This is a genomic window from Paenibacillus sp. FSL L8-0340 (assembly GCF_038593145.1).
Lineage (GTDB): Bacteria > Bacillota > Bacilli > Paenibacillales > Paenibacillaceae > Paenibacillus_AQ.
In genome coordinates this window covers 1,022,246-1,039,490 of sequence record NZ_CP151967.1, presented here as the reverse complement: position 1 = coordinate 1,039,490, position 17,245 = coordinate 1,022,246, and the positions used below count along the sequence as shown (strand labels likewise).

19 protein-coding genes are annotated in these 17,245 nt (G+C 47.8%); 10 read left to right on the top strand and 9 right to left on the bottom strand.

Going from position 1 to position 17,245, the window contains the following annotated elements; genetic code table 11:
- Positions 1 to 102: 102 nt before the first annotated feature.
- A complete protein-coding gene (locus NST07_RS04760; RefSeq protein WP_342481152.1) occupies positions 103 to 906 on the top strand; it encodes an AAC(3) family N-acetyltransferase in 804 nt (267 codons plus the stop codon).
- Positions 907 to 997: 91 nt separating this feature from the next.
- Complete coding sequence (locus NST07_RS04755; RefSeq protein WP_342481151.1) at positions 998 to 1,465, top strand: hypothetical protein; 468 nt, start codon at positions 998 to 1,000, stop codon at positions 1,463 to 1,465.
- Between the two features lie 140 nt (positions 1,466 to 1,605).
- Here NST07_RS04755 and NST07_RS04750 read toward each other — a convergent pair whose 3' ends face one another.
- Genes NST07_RS04750 through NST07_RS04740 form a run of 3 tightly spaced genes read right to left on the bottom strand, consistent with a single transcriptional unit; the run spans position 1,606 to position 3,112 of the window.
- Positions 1,606 to 2,262: a hypothetical protein gene (locus NST07_RS04750; RefSeq protein WP_342481150.1), complete on the bottom strand. Its 657-nt coding sequence runs from the start codon at positions 2,260 to 2,262 to the stop codon at positions 1,606 to 1,608.
- The gene (locus NST07_RS04745; RefSeq protein ID WP_341089968.1) at positions 2,259 to 2,432 is read right to left on the bottom strand and encodes a hypothetical protein; all 174 of its coding nucleotides are present in this window, start codon (positions 2,430 to 2,432) and stop codon (positions 2,259 to 2,261) included. The genes NST07_RS04750 and NST07_RS04745 overlap by 4 nt, the downstream gene beginning before the upstream one ends.
- A gap of 20 nt (positions 2,433 to 2,452) precedes the next feature.
- Positions 2,453 to 3,112 (bottom strand): phosphotransferase, encoded by a 660-nt coding sequence (locus NST07_RS04740; protein ID WP_341089966.1) that lies wholly within the window; start codon positions 3,110 to 3,112, stop codon positions 2,453 to 2,455.
- Positions 3,113 to 4,135: 1,023 nt separating this feature from the next.
- On the opposite strand from NST07_RS04740, the gene NST07_RS04735 reads away from it, so the two are divergent.
- The 5 genes from NST07_RS04735 (at position 4,136) to NST07_RS04715 (ending at position 10,613) form a co-directional block, all read left to right on the top strand.
- The gene (locus NST07_RS04735; RefSeq protein WP_341377380.1) at positions 4,136 to 5,650 is read left to right on the top strand and encodes a PTS transporter subunit EIIC; all 1,515 of its coding nucleotides are present in this window, start codon (positions 4,136 to 4,138) and stop codon (positions 5,648 to 5,650) included.
- Between the two features lies 1 nt (position 5,651).
- Positions 5,652 to 6,524, top strand: a complete 873-nt coding sequence (locus NST07_RS04730) for a PRD domain-containing protein (RefSeq protein WP_341377379.1) — start codon at positions 5,652 to 5,654, stop codon at positions 6,522 to 6,524.
- Between the two features lie 259 nt (positions 6,525 to 6,783).
- Entirely contained in the window at positions 6,784 to 8,241 is a 1,458-nt protein-coding gene (locus NST07_RS04725) for a glycoside hydrolase family 68 protein (RefSeq protein WP_341097556.1), read from the top strand.
- An 11-nt stretch (positions 8,242 to 8,252) separates the two neighbouring features.
- Positions 8,253 to 9,815: a glycoside hydrolase family 32 protein gene (locus NST07_RS04720; RefSeq protein WP_341377378.1), complete on the top strand. Its 1,563-nt coding sequence runs from the start codon at positions 8,253 to 8,255 to the stop codon at positions 9,813 to 9,815.
- Positions 9,816 to 9,917: 102 nt separating this feature from the next.
- Positions 9,918 to 10,613, top strand: coding sequence for a DUF4386 domain-containing protein (locus tag NST07_RS04715; protein WP_341097555.1), 696 nt, complete (start codon positions 9,918 to 9,920; stop codon positions 10,611 to 10,613).
- A gap of 7 nt (positions 10,614 to 10,620) precedes the next feature.
- Here NST07_RS04715 and NST07_RS04710 read toward each other — a convergent pair whose 3' ends face one another.
- Positions 10,621 to 11,205: a Crp/Fnr family transcriptional regulator gene (locus tag NST07_RS04710; RefSeq protein ID WP_341089962.1), complete on the bottom strand. Its 585-nt coding sequence runs from the start codon at positions 11,203 to 11,205 to the stop codon at positions 10,621 to 10,623.
- A 264-nt stretch (positions 11,206 to 11,469) separates the two neighbouring features.
- Here NST07_RS04710 and NST07_RS04705 point away from each other — a divergent pair, with 264 nt between their 5' ends.
- Positions 11,470 to 12,168 (top strand): muscle M-line assembly protein unc-89 Uncoordinated protein 89, encoded by a 699-nt coding sequence (locus NST07_RS04705; protein ID WP_342481149.1) that lies wholly within the window; start codon positions 11,470 to 11,472, stop codon positions 12,166 to 12,168.
- A gap of 94 nt (positions 12,169 to 12,262) precedes the next feature.
- On the opposite strand, the gene NST07_RS04700 is transcribed toward NST07_RS04705, so the two are convergent.
- Complete coding sequence (locus NST07_RS04700) at positions 12,263 to 13,189, bottom strand: ADP-ribosylglycohydrolase family protein (protein ID WP_342481148.1); 927 nt, start codon at positions 13,187 to 13,189, stop codon at positions 12,263 to 12,265.
- A 141-nt stretch (positions 13,190 to 13,330) separates the two neighbouring features.
- On the opposite strand from NST07_RS04700, the gene NST07_RS04695 reads away from it, so the two are divergent.
- Positions 13,331 to 14,071: a glycosyltransferase gene (locus tag NST07_RS04695; RefSeq protein WP_342481147.1), complete on the top strand. Its 741-nt coding sequence runs from the start codon at positions 13,331 to 13,333 to the stop codon at positions 14,069 to 14,071.
- Positions 14,068 to 14,784, top strand: coding sequence for a glycosyltransferase family A protein (locus NST07_RS04690; protein ID WP_341089958.1), 717 nt, complete (start codon positions 14,068 to 14,070; stop codon positions 14,782 to 14,784). The genes NST07_RS04695 and NST07_RS04690 overlap by 4 nt, the downstream gene beginning before the upstream one ends.
- Positions 14,785 to 14,894: 110 nt before the next feature.
- On the opposite strand, the gene NST07_RS04685 is transcribed toward NST07_RS04690, so the two are convergent.
- The 4 genes from NST07_RS04685 to NST07_RS04670 form a co-directional block, all read right to left on the bottom strand.
- A complete protein-coding gene (locus NST07_RS04685) occupies positions 14,895 to 15,893 on the bottom strand; it encodes a Gfo/Idh/MocA family oxidoreductase (RefSeq protein WP_341377372.1) in 999 nt (332 codons plus the stop codon).
- Between the two features lie 82 nt (positions 15,894 to 15,975).
- Entirely contained in the window at positions 15,976 to 16,326 is a 351-nt protein-coding gene (locus NST07_RS04680; protein WP_341089955.1) for a DUF1648 domain-containing protein, read from the bottom strand.
- 49 nt (positions 16,327 to 16,375) lie between these two features.
- Positions 16,376 to 16,705 (bottom strand): nucleoside triphosphate pyrophosphohydrolase, encoded by a 330-nt coding sequence (locus NST07_RS04675; RefSeq protein ID WP_341089954.1) that lies wholly within the window; start codon positions 16,703 to 16,705, stop codon positions 16,376 to 16,378.
- A gap of 32 nt (positions 16,706 to 16,737) precedes the next feature.
- Positions 16,738 to 17,124 (bottom strand): (deoxy)nucleoside triphosphate pyrophosphohydrolase, encoded by a 387-nt coding sequence (locus NST07_RS04670; protein ID WP_341377371.1) that lies wholly within the window; start codon positions 17,122 to 17,124, stop codon positions 16,738 to 16,740.
- Positions 17,125 to 17,245 lie beyond the last annotated feature (121 nt).

Below are 17,245 nucleotides of genomic sequence, written 5' to 3'. Positions count from 1 at the left end.
ATTTAGTAAATTTCCGAATTCAAGGGCACTGCTTTCCGGAAGCATCCGGAGACAACCCCGCAGCTTATGCGGGGTTATTTTTGTATAAAGGTGGAATTATCTATGACTGAGCTGCAGGAAACAAGAGCCATTTTAACAAAGGAAGACCTGATCCATCAGTTTAAAGGCTGCGGAGTGGCAAAAGGGCAAACCCTGTTTGTTCATGCCTCGCTAAGCAAGCTGGGTTTCGTCGTGGGAGGTGCGGAGACCTTAATCCGGGCATTGCTGGAGATAGTGGGGGAAGATGGCACTTTGGTCATGCCTTCGCAAACTTGGAAAAACCTCGATCCTTCAACAGGCGTCCACTGGCAGGAACCGGCAGAATGGTGGCCCGTGATACGGGAGCATTGGCCTGCCTATGATAAAGAGGTTACTCCGGCCATCGGCATGGGTGCCGCGGCTGAAATGCTCCGCAAATGGCCGGGAGCCCAAAGATCGGATCACCCCGCCCGCTCCATAGCAGCAGTAGGCAGACATGCAGCCTATATTACGGCGGACCATGATTTGAGCAATATTTTTGGTACCGGATCGCCACTGGACAAAATTTATCAGCTAAATGGTTATGTCCTTTTGGTTGGCGTCGGCCACGACAGGAATACATCCCTGCATCTGGCCGAAGCCCGGGCTGATTTCCCCGGTAAGCACATGGTAGACGAGAGCAGCGCAGTTCTGGTGGACGGCAGGCGGGAGTGGCTCACTTATTCGACCCAGGCGGTGGATGACAGTGATTTTGTCACGTTAGGGAATGAATATGAGCAGGAAATCAATCTCAAGATTCATCACATCGGCAATGCCGAAATCCGGTTGCTAGAACAAAGACCTCTGGTCGACTGGGCCACAGACTGGATGGGGAAATTCAGAGCTTAAACAGACAGGATTCCGATGAACGGGGCGGTAGTATGACGATTCAGTCCATATTTATAATGGTGCTAAATTTGACTTATTGTGTAATCATCCCGTGGTTTCTCTACTATGCTATAGACAATACAAGGCCAACCGGTCGGCAGCCGGGCAAATTCGCATCTATGATCCAGCCAGACTTAATCCACATAAATTATTGCGTGTGGTCACTCTGCTGTACGCGAGCGCAGTTGTGGTTCTGTGGCTGTTGTACATGTTCAAGGTCAGCAATGTGATCGAGGATCACTGGTTCTCCTATGTTTTTATGCTGGTTCTTCCTGTTGTCGCCAACCATGACCGAGTGCTTATGTACATCGGAGAATATGGTATCTCCCAAGAGGGGGACGTGATCCCTTGGGAAATGATCAGCTATTACGAATTCGGCAAATTGAATACGTTCACAAATCGTTTGTTGCTGGAGATACATACAAAGGATAATGTGATACGCGGATTACTTCCATCTGAATCCCAAGAAGAAACAAGGCAGTTTTTGGAGGAAAATAAAGTTCAATCAAAGCCGGCATAGTTAAGACATGCCGCCCCATAAAGGCAGGAGCCCTCTCATCCTGAGAAGGCTCCTTGAGGTCTGTACTCAAATCCTGAAAAAAAATCATTAACACTGAGTCCGGTTCCGCGATCCCTCCGCGCGGTAGAAACGTGCTAATGCTAACTTAGGTAATCCCTTATAAATTGATTAATGCGGTCAGCATATTCATCCCATAAATAATCCTGATTCTCAATAATTAATTTCGGGATGTCCCAAGAGTCAACAATTGCTCTTACAAACGCCTGGCTCCCGCCCCACAACTCAGCGGCTTGCTTAAAATCATCATCCGTATGCAGAGCCACCGGCCCCCATTGGTTCCCGCGCACACTGCAAATAAACCGCCATTGCCCTTCAACATTCACTTGGTAAAAGTAGATGAGCAGCGGTTGCAGTGGTGATATTATCTCCTGCAGTTCCGACGAGAAATTGAGCAATTTATCATGATTCATGCCCATATGATACGCGCAGTTAACGGCATCCTGAAACAATACACTTTCAATAATCGTGATATCTTGCGTACTGGCCAGCCTTTCCTGAACAAAAGCCCTGAACAGGGCTTGCAGCCCTTCTATGAATAGATCTGCCTGTGCATCATCCTCAAAGGAGCTGAATTTGTAGCCCTGTATGAACAAAGGATGGTTGTCTTCAAGCTCCAGAATACACCGGTTAGATACATTCCACGCAGACAATTGATTCGAAAGCATCGTCGCGCAGGTCGTTTTCCCGGAACCCGGCATGCCATCAATAATAATAAGTTTTTTGTTGTTCAATTTCATTTCGTATTCTCTCCTCTGTTCCAAATGTCCACAATGGGAATGGATTGTTCAATCCTCTGTTTACTCTCCGCGATCCAGTCCTTAAGCCACTGATTATTTAAGCTGCTGAAGGATTCATCCCCGTCGTAATTGCGGAAAACACCGATATATACGATCAATTCTCTCAGCATTAGAAATAGCGGGATTTGGGCTATCCAATAGAAAGGGTGATTTCCCCATGTTCATCCACCATAAAGTTTCCGGTATGAATGTCCCCATGAATAAGTCCGTATGAATTGGGGTCTTTGGACAAGCCGCGAAGGGTCTCCAGTAATTTGAAGCCGCTCTCCCGCACGCCTGCCTGGGATGAAGGAATCAGGTCTATATTTTGCAGGAACCAATTCCTGCTCCAATCCTGTCTTTGGTTCTGAGGATCTTGTGGCTGATAGTTTTTGGACAAGGCATGCAGTTTGCCAGTCAGTTGCCCCAGTTTTTCATACAGCAGAGGATTTTGAAGACATTCCGGGTAGCTGATTGTTCTGCCACGGGCTTTTTCGAAGCAAACGCAGCTATAAGATCCATCTCTTTGCTCAATAACTTCCACTAATTCACCGTTCCTGGACAATAGGGGTGCAGAGACAGAAACCCCTTCATTCGCCAGAAACAAAATCCAGTCCAGCTCCCCGAGGATCAGGTTCTTAGAACGGTTAGAGCTTGGAGTGATTCTCAATATGCGGTCATGGCTATCCTGCTGGGCCTCATAAACCATATTCTGGCTGCCTCCAAGGTAACGGAGCTGGCCGCTGCTCATACTGTAACGACTGGCTGCGATTTCAAGCATTTGATGGGTAAAGGAACCTTTCGTTCTCATACGAGTGTACCTCCATAGAAATAGAAATCAGATGAGACGGAGGTATAAGGGCAAACCAAACAGCCCAAACCACAGACGGGCAAAATCCGCCGTCCGGTGCTTGGGCATCTGCATATAACAAGGCAAAGCTGTCCCCTGCCGCTAAATCCGGGCATAAAAAGGCCTCCATCTCACCAGTTGATTGAAAAACGGCAAATCAAATAAATCCTCGGCTGCAGGATTCATCAAAAAATTGATAGGCGTCTTCTTATCTCAACTTGATGAAACGAAAACCTCGTGACATACATAAGCCTCTTTTCGAATTGCTGTATTTCAGTCTATCGTATCCAGATGCTGGATATCTGTCAACAAGCAGAAGAGACCTTCCCCTGCAAAGGATAGCCTCATCTGCTCTACCTTTTCATCAGCTTAACTGCTCACCAGTTATTTCCCGTTCCTGAAACGGTTAAGCTTGTGGAAGTATTCATGAACTTACCTGAAGGCGCTCCGGTAACCCTATTGTTATTGAAAACCGAGCTGCCGCGCCATAGTTTGTGATGGATACATAATTCGCTGGCTTACTGAGTGCAGCAGGAACCTATTCCGTTTCAAGCAACTCCACGGTTGCATTCGCTGTGGAGCTAAAATAAATAGCTGGACACATTTCCATCCACTGCATGGGCAGCCGGGAACACGGGGAATGTAAGCGGGCAGTAATATAATAATTCCTTTTCCCCATATTATCCGGATCTCTTAAGGGTGCTATCCGGACGTACCATCGAATTTTGCGAGGAGCAGCATGATTGGCTTATGAGGTGGCGGGAGCAGTGTATGGAGAAGCAGCGCTGATAGCAGGGAGCCCTATTCATGTGCTGAAACGTATTCGGGCTGCTAAAGTTATATCCTTTTGTTCTGGAAACTAAGGCGGAATACCTGTTTTTACTTGATAAGGTGGTAATTCCTGACCATTGATTTTAGAATCGATCATTGTCACAATTAGATTCCTAAGATAGCGGCTGAACAAAATGGTTGGGAGGCACAGTAATGACGCAAGGGAATATTCGCCCGGAACAGGCTGGAGAGACTGCGAAGGAGGCCCGCGGTTCGGCAAGGGAACTGGCTGAACATCTGATTAGGCTGTCTGGAGGATTCGGCAATGTATTAGAAGCCATCCACTGTACAACCCGGCTGCGCCTTAGACTGCGGGACAGTTCCCTAGTGGACGAAGCCGGCCTTTCCGGCATGCAGGAGGTTCAGGGCGTGTTCTTTCGAGCCGAACAGCTGCAAATTATACTGGGCTCGGCCAACGTCTTCAAGGTGCACCGCCAGGTTGTCCGCATCCTTCAAGACGGCGGGCCAACACAGCAGGAAGAGGTTCAGTCTGCCGGACCCTCTGAATCCATAAGCCCGGATAGCACTTCCGGGTCCAAGCGGGCTCTACTTCCTTGTGCGTTCAGACAGATTGTCGATGCGGTAAGCTTTTTTTCCGATATCGTCGTGCCCATGATTCCACTCTTTGTCGGGGTCGGCCTGCTGCTGGGCCTGCTTAGTATGATGGAAGCCTTCGGCTGGGCGCAGCCGGAGAGTGTCCCGTTCCGAACCCTGTCATTATTGACAGGTTCGGCATTTCAGATTTTGGCTGTGATGTTCGGTTATCACACGGCCAAGCGGTTTGGAGGCACCCCTGCGCTCGGTGCTGCAATCGGCGTTGTCATGACCCGTCCTGATCTATTGCAGGTCACCGGATTCGGAGGAGCACCGATACGTTCCGGGAATTTATTATTAACGCCGCAGTTCGGGTATCCAGGAGCCGTAATTCCTACGATTCTTGCGGTATTGCTAATGAGTCTAATTGAGAAGTGGCTGCGCCGGCTCCTTCCGCCATCGACTGCAGTTATGCTGATCCCCTTTTTAAGCCTTGCCGCCGGGGGCAGCATTGCGATTCTGGTCATTGGTCCACTCACCTACGAACTGAGCAGCTCTCTTAGCAGCTTGCTGGAAGTGGTGTTCAGATACGGCAGTTCGTTGTTCGGTCTGCTGCTTGGCGGAATCTACAGTTCTGTTGTCGTGAGCGGTCTGCATCATGGCATTCAGGCAATTGAAATCGGATTGATCACCAATCCGGAGGTCGGCGTCAATTTCCTGCTTCCCATCTGGTCTATGGCGAATATCGGCCAAGCTGCGGCCGGACTGGCCGTGTATGCCAGAACCCGTGACAAAGCATTGAAAAAAATAGCCCTGCCCGCGTCAATCACCGCCTTTCTCGGCATCACCGAACCGGTCACCTTCGGCGTCAACCTGAAGCTTGGCCGCCCTTTCCTGGGCGCTGCTTTGGGAGGTGCCGCCGGAGGGGCTTATGTAGCTTATTATCAGGTCGCAGCTGATTCGTTCGGCTTAACCGGGATTCCAATGATCGCCTTTACCGTCCAGCTCGGGCAGCTGAATCTTATCCATTATTTGATTGGTTTTCTACTGGCAGCAATAACAGCCTTTACAGCCACCTGGATTCTTGGGGTTGACAAGCGACTTCTTAAGGAACAAACAAGCATAGGAGAATAACATGAAAATCAAAAAAATTCTGAACAACAACGCGGTTGTGGTAAACGACCTTGGAGCGGAAAAGATTGTCATGGGTTCCGGTATTGCTTTTCAAAAAGGGAAAAACGATATTATAGATCCGTCCCTTATTGAAAAAGTGTTCATTATGGATGACCCGGATCAATACGGCCATTTGCAGGAAATGCTGCGGACACTGCCTGAAGAAGAGATTACCGCGTCCGAACAAATTATTTCGTATGCTGAACGTGAACTGGAAGTGACGTTTAATGAGCATATTCATATTGCACTGACAGATCACCTCTCCTTCGCTTTGGAGCGGATCGCGAAAGGAACGATGATCCAGAATACGCTGCTGGATGAAATCCGCATTTTATATCCGAGAGAGTTCCAGATTGGACAACAGGCTAAAAACATTATCCATGAAACCCTGCAGGTCGAAATTCCCGAGGACGAGGTCGGATACATCGCCATGCATATCCATACTGCCTGGAAAAACGCCGGAGCTCACGGAACAGATGCCGAAATGGCGGCAATGATCCGTGATATTGCTGAAGGTGTGGAACAGGCTGCCCGCGTTACGCTTAAGCGAGGCTCCGCCAATTACGAGCGTCTGGTGACACAGCTTGAGAACATTCTGAAATCCGATGAAACCGGCAAGCTTCTCAATGAGTTGAACCCTGAAATTGTACGAATTGCCAAAGAACGTTACGCCCGGGCCTACTTGCAGGCCAGGGAGGTTGGCGATCAGGTTGAAGAAGATTACGGGTATACTTTCATCGACAGCCAGCTGGTATTTATCGCCATGGAAATTGATCGGATCTGTACACGGTCGACGAATGGTAATATATCGAAATCAAATAATATAGGACTTTAGACTCTTGATATCGAAACAATATCAAATACCCCTAGTATTATCCTCGAAAAAATAGGAGTTTCAGTCTATAGCCATTTTCCGTTATAAAATTATAGAATTAACGCGACAACAAAATATGTCGGGATTGTTACTGTTAAGCAGGCAAGACCTAAAAATCCGTTTGGGAATCGATGCGTTTTACGTATCCCCAATGGTATTTTTAGGTCTTTTTTTCTGTTTAAAAACAACAAAAATTCGCAACCAAAAGGAGACCGGGAGAATGAATATCAAAAAGATGGTAAGACAAGCAACAGCAGTAACCTTTACAGCAGCTTTACTTACAGGTGGCGGGGCTTCAGCTTTGGCCAAAGAAGATAACAGCAAGAATTACAAAGAAGACTTTGGTTTTTCCCACATTACCCGCGCTGACATGATGAAAATACCGGAGCAACAAAAAAGCGAGAATTTTCAAATCCCTTCGTTTGATGCTTCCACCATCAAAAACATTCCTACTGCAAAAATAGTGGATGAGTCTGGCAATGCCCTTGATCTGGATGTTTGGGACAGCTGGCCGCTTCAGAACGCAGACGGAACCGTTGCCGAATATAATGGCTATCATATCGTGTTCGCTTTAGCGGGAGATCCTGAAAAAGGATGGGACACCTTTGTATACATGTTCTATCAAAAAGTAGGCGACACCTCGATTGATAGCTGGAAAAATGCCGGCAGAGTATTTAAAAATAGTGATAAATACGTTTCAAACGATCCGATTCTAAATAACCAAGCCGAAGAATGGTCCGGTTCAGCAACCTTGACCAAGGAAGGCAAAGTCCGCTTGTTCTATACCAACCGCCAAGGCTGGGATCCGGCGAATAACTTTTTCGGCAAGCAAACCTTGACGACTGCTCAAGTGAATGTGTCTAAGCCCGATGCGGATACGCTGAAAGTGGATGGCGTGGAAGATCTCAAATCAATCTTTGACGGAGACAGCAAGTTCTATCAAAATGTGGATCAAGCATTCGGTGAAGGTAACTATGACGATAACCACACGTTAAGAGACCCACACTATGTGGAAGATAACGGTCATAAATATCTTGTTTTTGAAGCCAATACCGGAACGGAAACGGGTTATCAGGGAGAACAATCGCTAGACATCAGAACTTATTATGGAGGCAACAAACCCTTCTTCGAAGCTGAAAAAAATAAATTGTTGTCCAGTCCTAAGAAATCTCTTGCGACCTTAGCGAACGGCGCACTGGGTATTATTGAGTTGAATGATGATTACTCGCTCAAAAAAGTGATGAAGCCGCTGATTGCCTCCAATACCGTAACGGATGAAATTGAACGCGCGAACGTATTTGAAATGAATAACAAATGGTATTTGTTCACCGATTCCAGAGGCTCCAAAATGACCATTGATGGAATCGGCGCTAATGATGTATATATGCTCGGTTATGTAGCAGATTCATTGACGGGTCCTTACCAACCGTTGAACAAAAGCGGGCTTGTGCTGCATATGGACCTTGATCCTAGTGATGTTACCTGGACTTACTCTCACTTCGCGATCCCGCAAGCGAAAGGAAATAACGTGGTAATCACAAGCTATATGACTAACAGAGGTTTGTATGAGGACCAGCAGTCCACTTTCGCCCCAAGCTTCCTGTTGAACATTAAAGGCTCGAAGACCTCAGTAGTTAAAGACAGCGTTCTGGAACAAGGACAATTAACGGTTAACTAAGAGGTATCCATTTGAGCAGCCATAAGCGGACGTTTACCCGACAGCTCGTTATAGGGATCATTGGTTTAAGCTTTGTGATCACTCTGGGATTAGCGGGTTATTATTGGGCAAAAAGCAATCCGCTGAAGCAAGACGAGGATTCTGATCCAAAACCAGCCTTACGGGCCAGCTATCATTTCACAACGCCAGACAAGTGGAAAAACGACCCGCAAAGGCCCATTTATTACGATGGAGCCTACCATTACTATTATTTGTATAACGGTGATTATCCGAGTGGGAATGGCACGGAATGGCGGCATGCCACATCCACAGATCTGGTGTATTGGAAGGACGAAGGCATCGCCATTCCCAAATATAGTAATCCGAATGGCGATGTCTGGTCAGGTTCGGTTGTTGTGGACGAGGCAGGAACCTCAGGTTTCGGAAAAGGCGCACTTGTCGCGATTGTGACACAACCCTCCGCCGAAGGGGGAGAACAAGAGCAGTATTTATGGTATAGCACCGACCGGGGAAAATCATTTAAGGCTTACAGCAACACTCCTGTTCTGCCGAATCCGGGGACTGCTGATTTTAGAGACCCGAAAATCATGTGGAATGAGCATTCCCGCAAATGGATCATGACTTTGGCAGAAGGTACAAAAATAGGTTTTTACGAGTCTCCCAACTTAATAGACTGGCACTATACAAGCGGTTTTGTAACGGAGAATATCGGGCTTGTGGAATGTCCCGATCTCTACGTAATGCTTGCGGACGACGGGACCTCTAAATGGGTGCTTGGGGCCAGCGCCAACGGGAAATCATCAGGGAAGCCGAACACCTACGCTTACTGGACAGGAGCTTTTGACGGAAAGACATTTGTCCCTGATCGGCAGGAACCGCAGTGGCTGGACTATGGCTTTGATTGGTATGGCGCTGTAACCTTTGAAGACGGGACTAACAGCGGTCCCCCTGCTCACCGTTATGCTTTAGCCTGGATGAACAATTGGGAATATCCCCATAATACGCCGACGCTGCACGAAGGATTTAACGGAATGGACTCTATTGTTCGTCAAATTGAACTCAAACTGACTGGCGACGGGACTTATCATCTGGCCTCGCAACCGCTTGAAGCTCTAAGTAAGGCGGCGGATTCAACCGTCTCCTATAAAGAAATTCAAGTAAATGGCTCTACAACCCTTCCGTTCACAGGAAACTCGTATGAGCTTGAGGCCGGTATTTCCTGGTCTGAGCTCAACAATATAGGATTTAGACTCCGGGAATCCACCGATAAAAGCCGTCATGCAGATGTCGGAGTTTCTGTAGAGGGCGGTTACACCTACGTCAATCGGGCTTATACAGGAAATCCTGACACGAGTGGACAATATCTGGAAAGCACGTCTCCATTCGATGCCAGCCAGAAGAAGGTTCATCTGAAAATTTTTGTCGATAAGACAAGCGTCGAAGTCTTTATTGATGAGGGTATCATCGTGCATTCCAGTCTCATTTTCCCGGAATTAAATGATCAAGGCGTAACCTTATTCTCAGAAGGCGGAACCGCGGTCTTTAAAAATGTTGTGATTAGGCAGTTCCATTAAGCTCTTGATTTAAGTCAATGCTCCGTCATAATTAGCCGTTTACAATGAAATTAACAATGTAAACAAGGAGGTTAAATTATGACTACCCCAGTTAAAGAAGGATTGGAACTGCGGAAAACAGCACTAACTGCCGGCATATCACTTATCATCATGGCGATTGCAGCATATTTTTCCTATGGTTATGTTCATGGAAGTCTGGTTGTACAAGGCGATCCCAGTGCTACATTGAACAATCTCAGGTCATCCAATATGCTTTTCAGGGCTGAAATCTTTGGCTGGCTTCTCATCCTGATCTGTGACATCGTAGTTGCCTGGGCGTTCTATCTTATCCTGAAGCCCATTGATAAAAAGCTGTCCTTGCTCGGTGCATGGTTCCGTCTTATCTATTCGGCTATATTGGGAATTGCCATACTGAGTTTGCTATTAGTGATGCTTCTCTCGAGCGGCGCAGACTATTTATCATTATTTACAGCCGGTCAACTACAGGGATATGTGATGCTGTTCTTGGAAGCTTTTGAATTGATCTGGTCAGTCGGTTTGATCATTTTTGGCGGGCATCTAATGATTGTGGGTTATGTCGCTTTCCGGTCTGACACCATCCCTAAAGTCATTGGCATCTTATTGTTGATTGCTGCAGCAGGATACATTATCATTCACTTCTGCAACTCGTTTCTTCCACAATACAATGAGATCATTACGATCCTTGAATTTGTATTTAATGTGCCAATGATTGTTGGAGAACTGGGGTTTGGAATATGGCTGATGATCAAAGGCGGAAAAGTCCCGAAGAAAGCATGATCTCTACCTAAAGCTTATCCTGATTAATCCGCTTTTTTATTCTGCTTAGTGACTCTGGGGTAACCCCAAGATAACTCGCCAACTGATGCTGGGGTACACGATCGACTAAATATGGCCGTTTCAGTAAAAGTGTCTTGTAGCGTTCTTCAGGTGTAGAACCGATAAATGCAGCGAATTCCTCTTGGACTTCACCAAAGTTGGCCTCTACCATCCTGCGTGTCATGGACTCCAATTGGGAGTGTTTATGATACATGTCCTGTTCGGTATCAAGATCACCAACGACCAATATGGAGTCTTCCAGACATGTTAAAGAATACTCGGATGACTTATCATGTTTATGACGATTGAAGCTTGAAATGCCTTGTTCTTCTGTGTAGAAATTAGATGTGAACTCTTTTCCCGCCTGATCTATGGAGTACTGTCTCACACAGCCCTTCATCACAAAATAACATTTAGTGGGGACATCTCCTTGTCTAAGGAGCGTTGTCCCTTTTTTGTATTCCTCAATATGAATTTCCTCAACAATTGCCTGTTGCTCTTCTTCATTAAGAGATGTGAATCTGGTCAGATACTTCAGCAATATTGTTTTCACTTTATGCCCTCTCATCCCCTGCTTAAGCCATTATGATTCCTATTATTCCTGAACTGCTACTTTCATTATAAGCCCCCTTTACTAATTAACAAAACAGCTGATAAGACCGATATATATACATATCTTTAACTTTATTTAGTATATACATCTACAAATTGGAGGTTCCGTATGAATGTATCGCGTTCTATTCAGCGTTCGCCCCTTCCATTAGTCGATCACGGTCGGCTAGAGCGAAAGGGGGCAGAACAGAAGCCCGGTCCAGACATGAAGATTCCAGCAAATCCGCAGACAAAGCTAATTAATCAATTGAACGAGCAAAAGCAGTCCCTGATCGACAGACGTTCCGAGTATGTGGGCAACGCCCTTAAAAGAGGGGATAGTCCCGAAGCGGTTCAGGCCGAGCTCGCTTCCCTGGATGAGCAAATTCAGCAGCTGGACGAGCAAATTCGAATAAATTCTCTCGAAAACCAGCGCAAGACACAGGGTTTGGATGAAGACACTAAACAAAAGAAGGAGGAGGAGCTTTCCCAAAAATCGTGGAGCCCGGACAAACAAACGCCTGAGGAACAGCAGCTTGCCTATACAACGTACACCTTGAACGGCGTTATATCCGCCCATAATGATTTAAAGCAAAGCGGTTCTGTGAGAATGGCGCAAATCACTTTGCGTACTGAAGCGAAATCCTTGGAAAACAGTAACCCTGTGAAGTCTGCAAGACTATTCCAAAGAGCTTCCAATCTGGATCAGAAACTCATGAACATTGCTAAAAGCGCCCAGGATAAAATGACAGAAGCTGTACAATCAGCCCCTTCGCCAGTTAGTCCGAACGAATCTCCTGCAGATGTGCAAGACAAGAAGAATCCGGCAACCGAAGGCGCTTTATCCACACCGGAAATACAGATCTACGCAGAAGCAAATAAGGAAAAAGTCCCTCCAGGCAGCCAGATTGACCAATTAGTCTAGTACCCATGCCGATAGGTATGCGTATGCCCCCCTGCTCTTCTGACAGGGGGGCGTTTTTCCACGCCAAAGGCTCCCCTACTTCCTGCCATCCCGCTTATCTCCCCGTGCGCTCTGTAAACAGCCGCCCGGCGTAGCCGCTAATCAGCGCCTGCATCGCCAGCTTGCCGGTCCAGCCCGCCGGGATGCCGCTTAGACCATAATAGGCTCCGGCAATTTGGCCGTAGACTGCGCCGGTAGTATCGGCGTCATTCCCCAGATTGACGGCGAGCAGTGCACCTTCGGCGAAGCTTGCCGATTTGTGAAAAGCCCACAGTGCCGCTTCCAGCGATTCAACGACATAACCTGTACCTTGAATCTGCGGAGGTTCCTTCCGCTTATAAGAACCGGAATAAATGTCGGCAAGATGCGGTGTCAGCAGGTCCTGCTGAAGCCATTCGGCAAATGCATCAGGGGCCAGCATTTCTTCCTTGCGCCAGCCATGCAGCCCGGCGAGGATGTAGGCGGCCATCAAGCGGCATGCACTCAGACACTCCCCTGCGGCATGGGTTGTCCTTGAACTGTGTGCCGCAAAGTCTATGGCATCTGCCGGATGCTGCGCATAGTACATGACCACCGGAGCAAGCCGCATGATCGAGCCGTTCCCGGCTGAACGGGGATCCTCCGATCCGCTGTAAGCTTCACCCGTGTCCTCGAAATGCTGCAGTGCCGCGCGCGTAGCGTTGCCAATATCGAAGCATTCCCCCGTGCTGCTCAGATAACCCTTGCGGAACCACTCTGTATAACGCTGCATCTGGTCAGCAGCGTCAAAGCCCTGCTTCGCCAGCAGACTTTCCGCCAGGCAGAGCGCCATCGAAGTATCGTCTGTCCATTGTCCGGGCAGCAGTTCAAACACGCCGCCCCCCATGATATCCTCCATAGGCACAAACGTGCCGGGGGCCTTGAATTCCACTGTGGTCCCCAGTGCATCTCCAACCGCCAACCCTTGCAGACAGCCTTGATAACGATCCATATCTAATCCCATAGCAGTACCTCCTTTGCATGATTTCCTAAATATTAACGTTATGCCTAATAGGCTGTACATTGTCGCGTCATCTGCCGTTACCGCCATTGTCCGTGCACATATATATAGTAAAGGAAGATCACGGATAAAGGGAGCGATGTAATGGAAGCCGGTGCCGCAGGCTCTTTAAACAAGCAGGGAGTTTCCATTATCACCTGCACGAACCGCCAAGGTTATTTGCGTAACTTGTTTAATAATTTCAATAGACAGAAATACCGGACAAAAGAACTTATCATCATCGTGAACAACAATAAGATTCCGCTTGATTCCTACTATAAGCAGGCCAAAAAGCTCCGCAATGTACACATTTTTCGGATCCCTGCCTCTACCTCTCTCGGCGCTTGTCTAAACTTCGCTGTGCGGAAGGCGAAATACAGCTATATTGCCAAATTTGATGATGATGATTATTACGCCCCCTATTATTTGACGGATAGTTTGCAGGCCTTGCGCAGAACAAAAGCCGACGTAATTGGCAAGCGGTCGCATTATATGTATCTGCAGGGCTCCAAAACACTGATTCTCCGTTTTCCACATGATGAGAACCGGCCCGTAAGCAAACTCCCGGGAGCTACTCTTTTGATTAAGCGCAACGTATTAAGCAAAGTGAAATTTCCGGATCGAAACGTTGGGGAAGACGATCTATTTTGCATCAGGAGCAAAAAAATGGGCTATAAGGTGTATTCCGCAGGTAAATACAACTTTGTCGCCATCCGCCGGAAAAACTCCTCCAATCATACCTGGATCATCAGCGATAAAGAACTGATTGCTCATCATAAAACAATTCCGTCTGTAAAGAATTACAAAAAGTTTGTGCAGAAAAAGCCCAAGGATATCCGCTCATGATTTCCCCATATCTTGCTTACGAGAAGGATGCGGTTTCGATCATTACGTGCACCAGACGGAGACAAAATATGGACACCCTTTTCCACAATTACGACAGACAGAATTACAGGAATAAAGAGCTGATCGTGATCTTGAATCATCCAAGCCTGAAGCTAAGCGATTATATCAGGGCCGCGTTGCCATATCCTAATGTGAGGGTGTATAGCCTGCCCGGGCATGTCTCGCTGGGCTCCTGCCTGAATTATGGCGTGAAAATGGCCAGATACGGGCTGATTGCCAAATTTGACGATGATGATTATTACGCCCCTGGCTATCTGTCCGGCAGCCGCCGCAGCATGGTGGATACCCATGCCGATATTGTCGGCAAACGCGCCCACTTCATGTACCTGAACGGTAAAAAACTGCTCCTGCTCCGTTATCCCAAACGGGCTGATCAATATGTTTCTCTAGTACAAGGGGCAACTTTACTCATCAAGCGTGCTGTTTTGGAGCAGGTGGATTTTCCAGATCTAAACCGGAATGAATGCGTGAAATTCTGCTCCCGCTGCCTCAGCAAAGGGTTTAAAATCTACGCGGGAAGTCCTTACAATTTCTTGGCGATCCGCAGAAGGGACTCCAAAGATCATACGTGGATAATAAGTGATAGATCTTTGCTCAAGGGAAATGTGAAGGTACTGAAGGTGCGGGATGTCAAAAAGTATATTTGCCGATAATCTTTCCGTATATAGGGAAGATCCTATCCGCCTCCCGATATACAGCGGCCCCCGGAGTGATGTGAACATTCTCCGGGGGCCGCCAATCTGTTATAACAGTATTGATTCTCTTATTCACCAGGATACTTAAGTCCCCATTGTCCACGAACCTGATCCAGCAGCTTCATGATGGCTACGGACTCATCGAGGGTCATCACCGGGCTTTCCGTAAGTCCCGCCTGGAGACAACGTCCCACTTCCTCGGCTTCAAAGGAATATCCGATCGAGGTACGGTCATCCTCAAAGGTCTCGACCAGCTCACCGCCGATGTAAAGCTCAGCTGACTTAGGATTCACCAGTGTTCCTTTGACAAGGATATAGCCTTCTGTCCCGAATACATGGGCTTCCTCCACCATCTTGAGACGGATACCGCCATTCAGCGAAGCACTTTTGCCGTCGCCATAGGACAGCAGCAGCGAGAAATGCTCATCCACCCCGGTATCACCAATATGTACGGTGCTGGAGATGGTTTCTGGATGAGGCCCAAAGACCATTGAAGCAAATGAAATCGGATAGATGCCGACATCCAACAGCGCACCGCCGCCGAGCACCGGGTTCAGCAGACGTCCCTCCGGATTCCAGTTGGAACGAAAGCCGAGATCTGCCTTCACCAGACGAACATCACCGATCCTTCCGGAAGATAGCCATTCTCTGACCTTGACGTTCGCAGGAATGTAACGGCTCCACATAGCCTCCATCAGGAATAGCTTCTGCTCGCGGGCATACGCCACAATTTCTTCCAATTCGCTGCTGTTCACGGTGAACGGTTTCTCGCACAGCACGGCCTTGCCGGCGCGCAGCGCAAGCAGCACATTATCCTTATGGAACGGATGAGGTGTGCCAATATAGATGGCGTCCACTTCCGGATCGCTCACCAAATCTTCGTAAGTGGCATAGGCCACCGGGATGCCGTGATTTTTGGCGAATTCATCAGCGCTTTCCTGCGTACGTGATCCCACAGCATAAGCGGTCCCGTTACTGGCATGAGCCAGGTCTGTAGCAAACTGGTGGGCAATCCAGCCCGTGCTGAGAATGCCCCATTTTACTTTGTAAGCGTTATCCAATGACACTAATACCTCCTCCTTGGGACTATTGCTAGTCCCTTTGATTCTATCAAACTGCGCCTCTCCTGTAAAAGAGTTAGGGTTGCGCCTATGCCATAGCAAGCAGCGCACATATACTGGTCGCGGAGCACCCTACTGTCACAAGCAGCGTTGCCGCATTCCAGGTCCGGTGCACAACAGCGAGATTCTCAATATAGCTGCGCATGAACACTTTTCGCAGCAGCCAATGCAATAGCCGGATAAACACAAAACCGCACCAGCCGAACAAACTGATCAACAGCACCTCGTAGCTCCCTTTGTCTACAAACCGGTCAACTACATCCCCATCATAGTGAATTGGCACAAAATCCGGCATCCGCGGGTAAAGGTAGATGTATAACACAATGGGTATAATTGCCGAAATAATGCATAGCGTAAAAGTCACTTTCTTTTTGAACATGGGATGTACCTCCTCACCAAAAATCATGCGGCAACTCCCTCATTGTCCGCTAGTGTGCTTCCTCCAGCTGCAGCAGCAAAATCCGTTCCTTAAATGCTCCGCGGCGCTCCGCCTTCTCTGCACGAATGTTCTCCAGCACTTCGCTGTCCGCTCCATGAGTTTGTGCCAAAGCGCGGATGACCTCCAGCATATCGGCCAGCTCCTCCAGAGCATGCTCATCGCTCTCGGCCTTGAAGTACTCCGCCGTTTCTTCGCGCAACTTCGCGCGCAAATATTCTATGTATTCTTCGGGTTCCAGTATTCGGGAAGTACAGGCTCGCCCCTGAGAAGCTATCAGCCCCGGAATGCCGTCACGCACAAGCTTCGGATATTCAGCCAAAATCAAACAGCTCCTTTAAGTTTATATATCGGCTAGGACTCTTCCAGCAATCTTTCTACAAAAGGAACATCAGCCGGAGCAAAAACAAAACTCTCGAGTTCAGCAGGCAGCACCCAACTGTACTCATCATGATCACTGAGAATGATCTCCCCTTCCAGAAACTCCGCTTTCCAGGCAATCAGCAGGATCTGCACACTGCCATAGTTATGTTCATTGACCCCGTAAGCCCCGGTGGGACGTATGGTGATATTCAACTCCTCCATCAGCTCTCTCCGCAGACACTGCGGGACATCTTCGCCGGCCTCCAGCTTGCCGCCGGGAAATTCCCACAGTCCGGCCTGCGGCTTGCCCTGCCGCCTGCGGGCAATCAATATCTGCCCTTCTTTATTATGAATAATGGCCGCTGCTACTTCAATCATCGTTTTTCCTCCTATAGTTATCCGTTTTTAAACTAGATGGTATATTGTGGTACAATATGGTAAAGTCTTATTTTCATTCAATAATCTATCTGCAAACAGGATCGATTCACTCTGTAGGGGA

Bases quoted from the DNA above. Each gene is read 5' to 3' on its own strand.
- NST07_RS04700 (WP_342481148.1), bottom strand. From the start codon at position 13,189: ATGGGATTAGATATGGATCGTTATCAAGGCTGTCTGCAAGGGTTGGCG.
- NST07_RS04695 (WP_342481147.1), top strand. From the start codon at position 13,331: ATGGAAGCCGGTGCCGCAGGCTCTTTAAACAAGCAGGGAGTTTCCATT.
- NST07_RS04735 (WP_341377380.1), top strand. From the start codon at position 4,136: ATGACGCAAGGGAATATTCGCCCGGAACAGGCTGGAGAGACTGCGAAG.
- NST07_RS04670 (WP_341377371.1), bottom strand. From the start codon at position 17,124: ATGATTGAAGTAGCAGCGGCCATTATTCATAATAAAGAAGGGCAGATA.
- NST07_RS04725 (WP_341097556.1), top strand. From the start codon at position 6,784: ATGAATATCAAAAAGATGGTAAGACAAGCAACAGCAGTAACCTTTACA.
- NST07_RS04740 (WP_341089966.1), bottom strand. From the start codon at position 3,112: ATGAGAACGAAAGGTTCCTTTACCCATCAAATGCTTGAAATCGCAGCC.
- NST07_RS04690 (WP_341089958.1), top strand. From the start codon at position 14,068: ATGATTTCCCCATATCTTGCTTACGAGAAGGATGCGGTTTCGATCATT.
- NST07_RS04730 (WP_341377379.1), top strand. From the start codon at position 5,652: ATGAAAATCAAAAAAATTCTGAACAACAACGCGGTTGTGGTAAACGAC.
- NST07_RS04705 (WP_342481149.1), top strand. From the start codon at position 11,470: ATGAAGATTCCAGCAAATCCGCAGACAAAGCTAATTAATCAATTGAAC.
- NST07_RS04680 (WP_341089955.1), bottom strand. From the start codon at position 16,326: ATGTTCAAAAAGAAAGTGACTTTTACGCTATGCATTATTTCGGCAATT.
- NST07_RS04760 (WP_342481152.1), top strand. From the start codon at position 103: ATGACTGAGCTGCAGGAAACAAGAGCCATTTTAACAAAGGAAGACCTG.
- NST07_RS04745 (WP_341089968.1), bottom strand. From the start codon at position 2,432: ATGCTGAGAGAATTGATCGTATATATCGGTGTTTTCCGCAATTACGAC.
- NST07_RS04750 (WP_342481150.1), bottom strand. From the start codon at position 2,262: ATGAAATTGAACAACAAAAAACTTATTATTATTGATGGCATGCCGGGT.